We start from the raw sequence: 13,212 nt of genomic DNA, 5'->3' as shown, positions 1-13,212 counted from the left end.
CCGGTCGTCAGTCGCGCGGCAGGGCGGGTGGCGGCGTCCGCGTCTCGCCCTCGCGCGGCAGGCGCGTCGCCTCGCCGCCGTCAACCGGCCCGGCGAGCCTGGCGAGAATGTCGTCGGCGCTGCTCGACCCTTCCAGCAGTCCGGCGTTGCGCAGCTTGGCATCGAGGTCGGCGCCGGTGCGCATGTCCTCCAGCTCGGCGGAGGCGCGGAACTTCTCGTCGCGGATCGCCTGCTGTTCCTTGATTCGCTTCAAACTGTCCGCCGCCGATCCCATCGAGGAGATCGTGCCGCCGTAGCTCGCCGCGACGCTCGCCTGCGCCTTTTGCACGCTCTCGTTGGCGCGCACGACCTCGACCTCGCGGGCCAGCGCTTGAATCTTCGAATCCGACTGCTTGATGATGCCGCGAATGCGATCCTCGGCACTGCGCATGTCGGCGATCTGCGGCGCTTTGGTCGCCTGCTCGCTCTCGATCGTCGCCAGCCGCTCGGCCACCTCACGCGCCAGATCCATGTCGCCGCGCTGCATCGCCGCGCGCGCCGACGCCTCATATTTGCTGCGCTGCGCGGTCAGCGCCTCCGTGTCCTTCTCGATCAAGCGCCGCTTGGCGGTCAGCGTGGCGAGGTCGTCGCGCGCCTTCCCCTGCGCCGCGTGCGCGTCGCGGATCTGTTGATCCAGGATCACCAGCGCGCGCTTGTCGACCACCGACTGCCCGGCCTCGTGCGCGCTGCCGCGAAGGAGGGTCACCAACTGCTTCCACATCGACATAGGTCCCGTTCTGTCTAGGCGGCGAACGCGCTACGCAAGTCACCGGCCGCCGAGATGGCGTTGTCGGCCAGCACGCGCAACTCCAGCACGATCATCTCGATCGGCGACGCCGCGGCGAGTTCGCCGATCAACTCGTAATAATCGCGCCCGTCCACTTCGGTGATGGCGAAATTGGACAAGGGCACCAGCTTCTGCGCCTTGAGGATGAAGCGATTGAACGCGTCGGCGTCCGGCTGCTCGTCAACCGGCCACAGCAGGGTGGACGCGACGATCTGATCGCCCGCCACGCTCAGGAATACCGACAGGTCGCCCTGCTCGCGCATCGAAACGCGCAGCACCGGTTCCTCGCCGCCGAGCGCTTCGACCGCGAATTCACCGTCGTAGTGGCCGAGCGCCTCCGCCAGCCGCCCGGTGGTCCAACCTTCCGCCAATGCCTCGTCCTCGTCCTTGTCGCTTGACACACCATGCACGAGCCCGCAGCACTTGCAACATGGTGACGCGCGACACCGGATAAGCAAGGGTCGATTACTGACATGATCTGGAAGGCGCTGTTCGGCTCGAGTGATCGCGCGCCGGTGTCGCGGCTGGCGGAGGTGCGCAACATCACCATCGGCCGCACGGTCACGGTTGATCCGCTGGCGTGGCGGATGCTGACCAACAACGGCTTTCGGCTCGATCGCGACACGCTGGAGATCACGGCTCAAGGCGTCATTCGCCTCGACGACGGCAGCTTCGTGCACCGATTCTACACCGACGACGAACTGATGCTCCAGGCGGTCAGCCAGGCCGCCGACGGATCGGACGCCGACGACTTCACCTTGTTCCAGCCGTGGGCGAGCGACTATCCCGCCGGCCGCACCGATCGCGAGGCGTTTCTGCGCCGCTTGTCGAAACCGACGTGGCAGCAGGACGGCCTGCCGCTGTTCAACCGCTTCTGGTACGAAGGCGACGAGCGTGAGCAGCCGCCGGTGCAACTGTGGGAAGCGGTCTATTACGAGCGCAACGCGGCCCCCGTCCGCCATATTCGCCAGACCTGCATGCTGTACGCGCGCAATCTGCCCTCACAAGGCTCGGAGCTGCTGCTCGCGCTCGCGATGGAGCCGGAAGGCGGCGACTACACGCATGAGATCATGGTCGGGCTGCCGCTCGCGCCGACCGAATTTTCCGCCTGAGGAGTCGGCATGGATTATCTCAGCCCCAATTACCTGCTCGGCGTATTCCTATATGGTGCGGGGCATTTCATCGTTGCCTTCGGGCTCGCCTGCCTGTTCCTCGCGGTGTTCAAGCGATTGTACCAGATGTCGACGCCCTATGATGAGGCGCAGCTGATCGCGGACGGCAACGTCGCGGCGGCGGTGGCGCTGGGCGGCGCGATCATCGGCTTCGCGCTGCCGCTCGCCTCCGCGTTGACGCAGACCGCCGACCCGCTCGAGTTCACCGTCTGGGCGGTGCTCGCGGGTGTGGTGCAGATCCTTGCCTCGCTGGTCGTCCGCCGCTTCGTGGTGCGCGACTTGGCGGCGCGGATCGAGCGCGGCAACGTCGCCACCGGCGTGTACCTCGGCGCCACCTCGATCGGCGTCGGCTTGCTCAACGCCGCCAGCATGACCTATTGAGAGGCATCGTCATGCACGCTCCCCCTCGCCGCCGCATGCGCTCCGCCGCTGCCGGGCTCACCGCGATCGGCTCCGCGGCCATGCTGTCGGGCTGCGATCCGAGCCCCGAGGAACTGTCGCGCAAGCAATTCGGCCCCCCGACCGAGGTGGCGGCCTTCAACTCGGTTGCCGAGTGCGTCGCAGCCGGCGACTACAGCCAGCAACAATGTATCGACGCGCAACGCGCTGCCACCAACGACGACAATCGCACGGCGCCGCGCTTCGCCGACAAGGACGTGTGCGAAGATCAGTTCGGCGCCGGCGCGTGCCGACCGAGCCGCGACGGCGGGCAGAGCTTCTTCACGCCGCTGCTCACCGGTTTCCTGATCGGGCAACTCGCCAACGGCGGCTATCGCTATGGCGGGCTGTACCGCGACGCGCGCAACGACCGCTTTTACACCGGTTCGGGGGCATGGCTCTACAATGGCGGCTATGGCGGGCGGGCGTATCGTTATCAGGTCGGATCGCGCGCGATCACGCAGCCGGTGACGACCTCCCGTATCCAGACGCGAAGCTCGGTCGTCTCGCGCGGCGGCTTCGGCGGCCGCGTCAGCGCGCGTGGCGGCTGGGGCGGCTGAGCACACCGGTCCGGTAATGCCGATCGTCGCGCACGTGACCGGGGACAGGCGCACCGCACTTCCGGCGTAGCGGTCAGCGCCGCCACTCAGGTCAGCGCCATCGCGCCGCGTCGTCGCCCACGGCTGCATCCGCCCCGGCTTACCTCCACCCGCATCTTGTGGCATCGCGAGCGCGACATGGCGATCGGCGATACCTGGCAGTTCCGCGTCCACGCGCACGGCGACGAAGCGCAGCCGGTCGTCGTCATCGACGATTTCGCGCCCGACCCGCACGCGCTTCGCGAGGATGCGACGTTTCTCTCCTTCTCGCGGATCGGCGCACATTACCCCGGCGTCCGCGCACTCGTGCCCGAGACGATGCTGCACCCGTTCATCGCCGCGCTGACGCCGATCGTGCGCGAGGTGTTCGGTTTCGGCGACCTGTCGATTGTCGACAGCTTCTACTCCGTCGTCACGACACCGCCGTCCGACCTCGCGCCGATCCAGCGCCTGCCGCATTTCGACGAGGTCTCGCCGACCCGGCTCGCCTTGCTCCACTATCTGTCGCCTGACGAGCGGAGCGGCACTGCCTTCTTTCGCCAGCGCTCGACCGGTTACGAGTCGGTCGATGCCGCACGGCTGGCCGATTACCGCGCGGCGCTCGCCGACGATCTCGCACGCCACGGCCTGCCCGATGCCGGCTATATCGGCACGGACTCACCGGTGTTCGAGCGCGTCGCGCGTCACCAAGCGCGCTTCAACCGCGCCATTCTCTACCGTTCCAACACGCTCCATTGTGCCGACATGCCTTCCGACATGTCGTTCAGCCCTGACCCGTATGACGGCCGATTGACCGTCAACACCTTCCTCGACGCGCGCGGCTGAAGGCGCTCCCGCGCGTCGGCGCGGATGTGACATCGCTGCCACAGCAGCGGCACAGAGCGCGTTCATGCATCGGTGAATACGTATGTAGCTTTCTTGTGACACGGCCCGCATCGGCCGTAGGTCGCCTCCATCACGCCACATAGACACCTAGCGCGTCGCGCGCGGCAGGTGCGGCTTTCGGGGGAGGCTTCCTTGTTCACGTCATTCACGCCATCATTGTCCGCTCGCGCGCACTTCAGCCTGCGTAGCAGCACGATCGCCATTGCCGGCGTCATGCTGCTCGCCAGTAGCGCTGCTGCCGCGCAGGAAACGCCCAACCCCAACGCACCGACCGCCAACCCGACGGGTGCGGTCACCGCGACGCAGGCAAGGCCGCCCGCCGATCCGACGCCCGACGCGAACGCCAACCCCGATCCGACGACCACCGACACCGGTGTGGGTGAAGGCACCGACATCGTCGTCACCGGCATCCGCGCCGGTCTCGCCAAATCGGCCGACATCAAGCGCCGCTCGACGCTGATCGTCGACTCGGTCTCGGCCGAGGACGTGGGCAAGCTGCCCGACGTGTCGATCGCCGACTCGCTCGCCCGCATTCCCGGCGTCACCGCGCAGCGCCTCGAGGGTCGCGACCAGCGCCTGTCGATCCGCGGCCTCGGCCCCGATTTCTCGACCACGCTGCTGAACGGCCGCGAGCAGGTGACCGTCGGCGACAACCGCGGTGTCGAGTACGACCAGTACCCGTCGGAGTTCTTCCGTAACGTCAACGTCTACAAGTCGGCCGATGCGTCGCTGATCGCCGCCGGCATCTCGGGCACCGTCGACCTGCGGATGCTGCGCCCGCTCGACCAGTCGCAGCGCGTGTTCGCAATCAACGCGCGCGGGCAGATGAACGGGATCGACAACCTCAACCCCGACAGTTCGCGCTACGGTTATCGCGCCTCGGCCACCTACGTCGACAAGTTCGCCGACGACACGTTCGGCATCGCGGTCGGTGTATCGGCGACACAGACGCCGTCGCAGAACGAGCGCTACAACGCCTGGGGCTATAACGGCAGCGGCACCGCGGCCGATCCGTACCGGCTGAGCGGCGCCAAACCTTACGTCCAGTCGAACGAATTGAAGCGCTACGGTGCGGTCGCGACGTTGGAATGGCAGCCGAGCGACAATTTCCACTCGACCTTCGACGCGCTCTACTCGAAGTTCAAGGAAACGCAGGTCCTGCGCGGGATCGAGTTTCCGCTCGACGGGCAGGCGCGCAATGCGGACAACCCGACCGGCACCGTGCTGAGCAACACGACGGTCGAGAACGGCTTCCTCACCGCAGGCACCTTCTCCAACGTGTTCGCGGTGCAGCGTAACGATTACAACCGCCGCGACGCGGAGAACCTGTCGCTCGGCTGGAACAACGATTTCACGCTGGGCGAGACGACGCACTTCAACGTCGACGCGAGCTGGAGCCGTGCGACGCGCACCGATTTCCTGCTCGAAACCAACACCGGCACCGGCTTCGCCAAGAGCGGGCTGTCCGACACCGTGCGCGTGACGCAGAACGGCGATGGCACCTTCTCCTTCGCGCCGACGCTCGATTACACCAACACCAGCATCTTCAAGCTGACCGATCCGCAAGGCTGGGGCAACAACGGCACGCAGCAGGTGGTTCAGTCGGGCTTCCTCAATCAGCCGAAGTTCAAGGACGATCTGAAGTCGCTGCGCGCCAGCCTGAACGGCGAGTTCGAGGGCAGCGTGGTGAAGGGCTGGGAAGTCGGTGCCAATTACAGCCGCCGCAAGAAGACCAGCGAGTACACCTCGTTCTTCCTGTGCCCGCGCGGTGGCGGCACCAACTGCACCTTCGCGAGCGGCACGCCGACCAGCGCCAACGTGCCCGCCGAAGCGCAGCTGAACAGCAACATTCCGCTGACCTATCTCGGCATCCCCGCGATGCTGACGCTCGATCCGTTGTACCTGTACAATAACTCGCTGAACGCAGCGTTCGACGGGCGTCCGGGCTCGCTGGTGCGCGACAACACGGTGACCGAGAACGTCTATACCGGTTACGCCAAGCTGACCGTCGACGGCGAGGTGAGCGGCAAGGCGCTGAAGGGCGCGCTGGGCGTTCAGGCGATCTACACCGACCAGAGCTCGGACGGGCAGATTGCAGGCCTGACCGGCGGCGTGGTGACGATCGCCCCCGCGAACGAGGGTGCGAAGTTCTGGCGCGTGCTGCCGTCCGCAACCTTCTCGGTCGAACTGATCGACGGCGGTTACGTGAAGCTGGGCGCGTCGCGCACGATGGTGCGCCCGCGGCTCGACCAGGAGCGCGTGACGCAGGACGTGAGCATCAGCCCGGGCAATATCGGCGTGCAGCCGATCGCGGTGAACCCGGTGTTCAGCTCGAACGGCGGCAACACCTCGCTGCGTCCGTATCAGTCGACCAACGTCGACGTGTCGCTGGAAAAGTATTTCGGCAGCGGCGGCGGCTACGTCGCGCTGTCGGGTTACTTCAAGAAGCTCGACGATTTCGTGAACCCGGCGACCACGATCCCGTTCGACTTCTCGCCCCTGCTCTCGGCCCTCACCCCGGCGCAGCAGGCGCAGGCGATCGCCAACGGTCAGCAGATCGGCACCATCAGCCGGCCGGACAATTCGGGTCGCGGCGACATCCTCGGCGCGGAGGCGACCCTGTCGCTGCCGTTCCGCATGGTGACCAGCGCGCTCGACGGGTTCGGCGCCTTCGTGACCGGCAACTACACCCAGTCGACGATCCGCTACGCCAACAATCCCGATTCCATCACCCTGCCCGGCCTGTCGAAGTGGACCGGCAGCGGTACGGTGTTCTTTGAAAAATGGGGCTTCCAGGCGCGCGCCAACTATCGCTACCGCTCGTCCTTCCTCGCCGAGGTCGCAGGTCTGTCGGCCAACCCGACGTTCCGCACCGCGCGCGCCGAGGCGATCCTCGATGCGCAGATCGGCTACGAGTTCCAGGATGGCCCGCTGCGCGGTTTCTCGATCATGGCGCAGGGCAAGAACCTGACCGACCGGCCGTTCATCACCTACAACACCGGCGATCGCCAGCAGGTGATCGATTATCAGCGCTACGGCCGCGATTACTACATCGGCCTGACCTACAAGTTCTGATCCTCCCCGATCGGATCACTGGCCGCCCGCGTCACCCCCGACGCCGGCGGCCTTTTCTTTGAAGCGCACGCGCGCGCGCGATACGGAGCGCCATGTCTCAAACCAACATCATCATCGCCGGCGGCGGCAGCGCGGGCTGGATGGTCGCCGCCGCATTCGCGCATTTTCTGCCCGGTCACGCCTATCGCATCCGCCTGATCGAATCGGAGGCAATCGGCACGATCGGCGTCGGGGAGGCGACGATCCCACAAATCCAGTTGTTCAATCAGGCACTTGGATTGAACGAGGACGCGTTCCTGCGTGCGACCGGCGGCACGTTCAAGCTGGGGATCGAGTTCGCCGGCTGGACGCGCCCGGGCGAGCGTTACATGCACGCGTTCGGCGATGTCGGGCGCGAATCCGGGCTGCTCGGCTTTCATCACCGCTGGCTACGCGCGCGCGCAGAGGGATCCGTCGCGCCGCTCGGCAGCTTCTCGCTCAACGAGGTTGCGGCGCGCGGCTTGAAGATGCAGCGTGGCCCGGCGCGCACCGCGCAGATGCTGCCGGGGATGCCCTACGCCTTCCACTTTGACGCAGCACTCTACGCACGCCTGCTGCGCCGCTTCGCTGAGACGCGTGGGGTCGAGCGTGTCGAGGGACGGATCGTCTCGGTCGAGCGCAACGGCGATACCGGTAACGTGTCGGCGCTGAAGCTCGAAGGGGGCGCGCAGGTCGCGGGCGACCTATTCATCGATTGCACCGGCTTCGCCGCACTGCTGATCGGTGAGGCGATGGAGGTCGGCTACGACGATTGGACGCGCTGGCTGCCGTGCGACCGCGCGCTGGCCGTGCCGTCCGCGCGTGCGGCCGCCTTCACGCCGTACACGCGCGCGACCGCGCACGGGGCCGGGTGGCAATGGCGCATCCCGCTGCAGCACCGCACCGGCAACGGCATCGTCTATTCCTCCGCGCATCTGTCCGACGACGCGGCAGCGGCGCACCTGCTCGGCAACCTAGATGGCGCGGCGGAGGCCGATCCGCGTGCCATCCGCTTCACCACCGGCAAGCGACGAGAGATGTGGCGCGGCAACGTCGTCGCGATCGGGCTCGCATCGGGGTTCATGGAGCCGCTCGAATCGACCAGCCTCCACCTCGTCCAGACCGCGATTGCGCGGTTGCTCAAGATGCTGCCGGGCCGCGGCTCCGCACAGGCGCAGCGCGACGAATATAACGCCCAGGCCGATTTCGAATATGAGCGCATCCGCGACTTCCTGATCCTGCATTACTGGGCCAACGCGCGCGACGAGCCGTTCTGGCAGGAACGCCGCGCCGCCGACCTGCCTGACACGCTTCGCCACAAGCTGGACGTGTGGCGCGAGCAGGCGCACGTCACCCGCGAGCACGAGGAGTTGTTCACCGAGGTCGCGTGGATTCAGGTGCTGATCGGACAAGGCGTGATCCCGCGCGGCTACCACCCGATCGCCGACGCCGAAACGCACGCCGACAATGACGAATATCTCGACCTGCTGCGGCAGCTGATCGCGCGCGAGGCGGCACAGATGCCCTCGCACTCAGACTTTGTTGCGCAGCATTGCGCAGCACGCGCGTCGGTCTAGGCGGAGGCGCGCACCACCAGCCGCGAGGGCAGCAGCAGATCGTGCGTGACCTCACCCGCGATCTGCCGGATCAGCGTGTCGACCAGTTCTGCACCGCCGCGGCCGTAATCCTGCGCCACCGTCGTCAGCGGCGGGTGCGTGTGGGTGGCGGCGGGGATGTCATCGAATCCTATCAGCGCCACGTCGCCGGGCACCGACCGCCCGGCTTCACTGAGCGCACGCAAGGCGCCGAGCGCGATTAAATCGGAGGCGCAGAACACCGCGTCGAACGCGATGTCGCGCGCGATCAGCCGTTGCACCGCCTCGTAACCCTTCTGCTCGACCGACAGTGCGTCGACGTGCAGGCCCGGATCGACCGGAAGGCCGGCCGTGCGCAACGCGTCGGCGAGACCGGCATAGCGGTCGCGGAACTCGGGGTAATGGTGGCTCGCCTCGCCGATATAGGCGACCCGGCGGCACCCGCGCGCGATCAGATGCTCGCCCGCGGCGCGCCCGCCGGCGACATTGTCGCACCCAATCGTGGTGCCGACCCCGCTCGGCGCACCCCAACGCACGAAGCGCGTGCCCTGCGCGACCAGTTGCTCGACGCGCGCGCGGTAATCCTCCCAATCGCCGTAGCCGAGCAGGATCAGCCCGTCGGCGCGGCGCGTGTCCTCGTAATCGACGTGCCAGTCCGCCGACCAGCGCTGAAACGAGGTCAAGAGGTCGTAGCCGCGCTGGCTGCATGTCTTCAGGATCGAGCCCAGCATTGCGAGAAAGAACGGATTGATGTTCGACCCGTCGGGCAGCGGGTCCTCGAAGAACAGGAGCGCCAGCGTCTTCACCCCGCCGCGGCGTAGCGACGAGGCAGCGCGGTCGACCTTGTAGTTCAATTGCTGCGCGATCGCCTCGATCCGCATCCGCGTCCGCTCGCTGACGGTCTTGTCCCCGCGCAAGGCGCGCGACACGGTCGGCTGCGACACGCCCGCCAGTTCGGCGATGTCGAACGAGGTCGGGCGTTCGCTGGCGGGAGAGCGGGAGCCGGAAGGGGAAGCGGGGCGCGCCATGACGGCGGAGATCAATCCTCTCAATTTGTTGCCGGCAGTGTAGGCGCGACGGGTGCCTGTGTGAATACGTATGCTGCGCGCTTGGCATTCGCCCGCGCGCACCGCAAACCGCCGCCCAAGCCGGGAGGGGACAAGACGATGCGGGGCAGGATGATACGGGCGGTGCTCGCGGCGACGACGCTTGCGGTCGGTACGCCCGCGCTGGCGCAAGTCGCACTGGCACAAGCGACGCTCCAGGCACTACGCGCGCGGCTGCCGCAGGACGAGGTGATCTACTTCGCGCTGCCCGACCGGTTCGACAATGCCGATCCGAAGAACGATCGCGGCGGGTTGACCGGCGACCGTCTGCGCACCGGCTATGATCCCACGTCTAAAGGCTTCTATCACGGCGGCGACCTGAAGGGGTTGATGCGCCGCCTGCCGTACATCCAGTCGCTCGGCGCGACCGCGATCTGGGTTGGCCCCATCTTCAAGAACAAGCCTGTTCAGGGCGCACCGGGACAGGAGAGCGCCGGCTATCACGGTTACTGGATCACCGACTTCAACCACGTCGACCCGCATCTGGGGACGGACGCCGAGTTTAAGGCACTGGTCGATGCCGCGCACGCGCGCGGGATCAAGGTGTACATGGACATCATCGTCAACCACACCGCCGACGTGATCCAGTATCGCGAATGCGGCGGGTGTGCCTATCGCAGCCGCGCCGATTACCCCTATCAGCGCCGCGGCGGGGTGAACGGCGCGGCGATCAACGCCGGCTTCGCGGGCGACGCCGTGCAGACCGCGGGCAATTTCGCGCATCTGACCGACCCGACCTACGCCTACACACCCTACCTCGCGAAGGGCGACGAGCACGCCAAGTCGCCCGATTGGCTGAACGACATCCGCTTGTACCACAACCGCGGCAACACGACGTTCGAGAACGAGAGTTCGACGCTGGGCGACTTCGTCGGGCTCGATGATCTGATGACCGAGAACCCGCGCGTGGTCTCGGGCATGATCGACATCTTCGGCGGCTGGATCGACCGGTTCGGCGTCGACGGCTACCGCATCGACACCGCGCGCCACGTCAATCCCGAGTTCTGGCAGGCCTTTGTCCCCGCGATGCTCGCCCGCGCCAAGGCCAAGGGCATTCCAAATTTTCACATTTTCGGTGAAGTGTCGCACGGCTCGGTCGACGCTGGCGCACTCGCCGAGCACACCCGCGTCGACAAGCTGCCCGCGGTGCTCGACTTCGCCTTCCGTCAGGCGGCGATCGAGACGGTGGCTGGAAAGCGCGGCACCGACGCGTTTGAAGTGCTGTTCAAGGGCGATCCGCTGTACGAGGGCGGCGCGGATGCTGCGCAGCAATTGCCCACCTTCGTCAGCAACCACGACAACGGCCGTTTCGCTTATTACGTCCGCCAGGCGTTCCCGCAGGCGAGCGACGACGAGGTGATACGCCGCGTGATGCTCGGCAACGCCATGCTGCTCTCGCTTCGCGGCGTCCCGACGGTCTATTCGGGTGACGAGCAGGGGTTCATCGGCGACGGCAACGACCAGGACTCGCGCGAGGACATGTTCGCCAGCCGCGTGGCGAGCTACAACGACAATCGCCTGCTCGGCACGACGACGACCACCGCGACCGCGCACTTCGGCCAGGACAATCCGCTGTTCAAGCAGATCGCCGCACTCGCGCGACTGCGCGTCGCGACGCCGGCGCTGACGCGCGGGCGGCAGGTGCTGCGCGCGCGCGAGGAACAGCCAGGACTGCTCGCGATCTCGCGCTTCGATCCGACGACGAACGCCGAGGTGCTGCTCGCCTTCAACACCAGCGGAGCGCCGCTCGATCGGCTGATCGAGGTCGAGCCCGGTGCCGCCACCGCGCGCGTGCTGGCGGGTAACGGGTGCACCGCGCGCGTCGCCGCACCCGGATCGCTGCGTGTCACCTTGCCCGCGTTCGGCTACGCGGTGTGCGCGCTTGAGGGAACGCGGTGACCGATACGATGACGAACAAGACGAGCGACCCCTGGTGGAAGGGCGCGGTAATCTACCAGATCTATCCGCGCAGCTTCGCCGATGCGAACGGCGACGGCATCGGCGACCTGGCCGGGATCACCGCGCACCTCGATTACGTCGCCGCGCTCGGCGTCGACGCGGTGTGGATCTCGCCCTTCTTCACCTCGCCGATGGCCGATTTCGGCTATGACGTGTCGGATTACTGCGACGTCGATCCCGTGTTCGGCACACTCGCAGACTTCGACGCGCTGGTGGCGCGCGCGCACGCGCTAGGGCTGAAGGTGCTGCTCGATCAGGTCTGGGCGCATACCTCCGACCAGCACCCGTGGTTCAAGGACAGCCGCAGCAGCCGGACGAGCGCGCACGCCGACTGGTACGTGTGGCGCGATGCCAAACCCGACGGCAGCCCGCCGACCAACTGGCAGTCGGTGTTCGGCGGCCCGGCATGGACGTGGGACGCGCGGCGCGGGCAATATTACCTGCACAATTTCCTGAAGGAACAGCCGCAGATCAACGGCCACAACCCTGATGTGCAGGCCGCCCTACTCGACGTGGCGCGCTTCTGGCTGGATCGCGGCGCTGATGGCTATCGCCTCGATGCGCTCAACTTCCTGATGTACGATCCCGCCTTCCCGGACAATCCGCCCGCCACCGACAAGGGAGCGCGCACGCGTCCGTTCGATTTCCAGGAGCATCGCTACAATCAGAGCCACGCCGACATCCCGGCCTTCATCGAGCGCATCCGCGCGGTGTTCGACGAATATGACGACCGCTTCACCGTGGCCGAGGTCGGCGGCCCCGACAGCGACCGCGAGCGCAAGCTGTTCACCGCCGACGACCGGCGTTTAAACAGCTCCTACGGCTTCGACTTCCTCTACGCGCCCGCGTTGACCCCGGCGGCCGTGGTCGACGCCGTGACGAAATGGCCCGACGAGGCCGGTGTCGGCTGGCCGAGCTGGGCGTTCGAGAACCACGACGCGCCGCGCGCGATCTCGCGCTGGTGTGCGCCCGAATACCGGCACGCCTTCGCGCGGATGAAGATGCTGCTGCTAGGAGCCTTACGCGGCAATCCGATCCTCTATTACGGTGAGGAACTGGGGCTGACGCAGGTCGACGTGCCGTTCGAGCTGCTGCAGGACCCGGAGGCGATCGCGAACTGGCCGCTGACGCTGAGCCGCGACGGCGCGCGCACGCCGATGCCGTGGAGCCAAACCGCGCCGCAGCTCGGTTTCTCCAACGCTCAACCGTGGCTGCCGCTGGGCGGGGATCATGGTGCACTCGCGGTCGACGTGCAGGAGGCGGATACGGGCTCGCTGCTGCACTGGACACGGCGCGTGCTGGCGCTGCGCCGCGACGAGGCAGCACTCAGACTCGGCGATTTCGAGGTGCTCCACGCCGACGACGCGCTGCTCGTGTTCGCGCGCAATCACCGCAACGATCGGATCGTCTGCGCCTTCAACCTGTCGGCCGAGCCGCAGGTTTGGGCCGGCGCCGCCGATCTCACCTCCTTGCTCTCGATCGGCGTGAACGGTGCCGATCTTGCCCCCTATGGCGCGCTGATCGCGCGAAAGGACTGAA

The 13,212-nt window shown here is 67.0% G+C and carries 11 protein-coding genes; 8 read left to right on the top strand and 3 right to left on the bottom strand.

Annotation, left to right across the window (positions count from 1 at the left end; translation table 11 throughout):
- Positions 1 to 7: 7 nt before the first annotated feature.
- Both HRV97_RS05500 and HRV97_RS05495 read right to left on the bottom strand, forming a co-directional pair.
- A complete protein-coding gene (locus HRV97_RS05500; protein WP_246248601.1) occupies positions 8 to 760 on the bottom strand; it encodes a PspA/IM30 family protein in 753 nt (250 codons plus the stop codon).
- Between the two features lie 20 nt (positions 761 to 780).
- Positions 781 to 1,227 carry a YjfI family protein gene (locus HRV97_RS05495; RefSeq protein WP_343044446.1) on the bottom strand — a complete coding sequence of 149 codons (447 nt, stop codon included), beginning with the start codon at positions 1,225 to 1,227 and terminating at the stop codon, positions 781 to 783.
- A 72-nt stretch (positions 1,228 to 1,299) separates the two neighbouring features.
- On the opposite strand from HRV97_RS05495, the gene HRV97_RS05490 reads away from it, so the two are divergent.
- From HRV97_RS05490 to HRV97_RS05465, 6 genes are all read left to right on the top strand, one after another.
- Positions 1,300 to 1,938, top strand: a complete 639-nt coding sequence (locus HRV97_RS05490) for a DUF2491 family protein (RefSeq protein ID WP_174192861.1) — start codon at positions 1,300 to 1,302, stop codon at positions 1,936 to 1,938.
- 9 nt (positions 1,939 to 1,947) lie between these two features.
- Positions 1,948 to 2,379: a DUF350 domain-containing protein gene (locus HRV97_RS05485; RefSeq protein WP_174192860.1), complete on the top strand. Its 432-nt coding sequence runs from the start codon at positions 1,948 to 1,950 to the stop codon at positions 2,377 to 2,379.
- 11 nt (positions 2,380 to 2,390) lie between these two features.
- Complete coding sequence (locus HRV97_RS05480; RefSeq protein ID WP_174192859.1) at positions 2,391 to 2,996, top strand: DUF1190 domain-containing protein; 606 nt, start codon at positions 2,391 to 2,393, stop codon at positions 2,994 to 2,996.
- 177 nt (positions 2,997 to 3,173) lie between these two features.
- Positions 3,174 to 3,860, top strand: a complete 687-nt coding sequence (locus HRV97_RS05475; protein ID WP_174192858.1) for a DUF6445 family protein — start codon at positions 3,174 to 3,176, stop codon at positions 3,858 to 3,860.
- Between the two features lie 273 nt (positions 3,861 to 4,133).
- Positions 4,134 to 6,995 carry a TonB-dependent receptor gene (locus tag HRV97_RS05470; protein ID WP_174193759.1) on the top strand — a complete coding sequence of 954 codons (2,862 nt, stop codon included), beginning with the start codon at positions 4,134 to 4,136 and terminating at the stop codon, positions 6,993 to 6,995.
- A gap of 92 nt (positions 6,996 to 7,087) precedes the next feature.
- Complete coding sequence (locus tag HRV97_RS05465; protein ID WP_174192857.1) at positions 7,088 to 8,590, top strand: tryptophan halogenase family protein; 1,503 nt, start codon at positions 7,088 to 7,090, stop codon at positions 8,588 to 8,590.
- Here the strand turns inward: HRV97_RS05465 and HRV97_RS05460 are convergent.
- A complete protein-coding gene (locus HRV97_RS05460; RefSeq protein WP_174192856.1) occupies positions 8,587 to 9,636 on the bottom strand; it encodes a LacI family DNA-binding transcriptional regulator in 1,050 nt (349 codons plus the stop codon). The genes HRV97_RS05465 and HRV97_RS05460 overlap by 4 nt on opposite strands.
- A gap of 150 nt (positions 9,637 to 9,786) precedes the next feature.
- Between HRV97_RS05460 and HRV97_RS05455 the strand changes: the two genes are divergently transcribed.
- Together HRV97_RS05455 and HRV97_RS05450 are read left to right on the top strand one after the other, a co-directional pair.
- On the top strand, positions 9,787 to 11,613 hold the full coding sequence (locus tag HRV97_RS05455; RefSeq protein ID WP_174192855.1) for an alpha-amylase family glycosyl hydrolase: 1,827 nt from the start codon (positions 9,787 to 9,789) through the stop codon (positions 11,611 to 11,613).
- Positions 11,610 to 13,211 carry an alpha-glucosidase gene (locus HRV97_RS05450; RefSeq protein WP_425505735.1) on the top strand — a complete coding sequence of 534 codons (1,602 nt, stop codon included), beginning with the start codon at positions 11,610 to 11,612 and terminating at the stop codon, positions 13,209 to 13,211. The genes HRV97_RS05455 and HRV97_RS05450 overlap by 4 nt, the downstream gene beginning before the upstream one ends.
- Position 13,212: the final 1 nt, after the last annotated feature.

This window comes from Sphingomonas hominis (assembly GCF_013328205.1).
In the GTDB taxonomy this organism is placed as follows: Bacteria; Pseudomonadota; Alphaproteobacteria; order Sphingomonadales; family Sphingomonadaceae; genus Sphingomonas; species Sphingomonas hominis.
The sequence above is the reverse complement of the archived record's forward strand: the minus strand, read 5'-3'. Positions and strand labels throughout refer to the sequence as shown.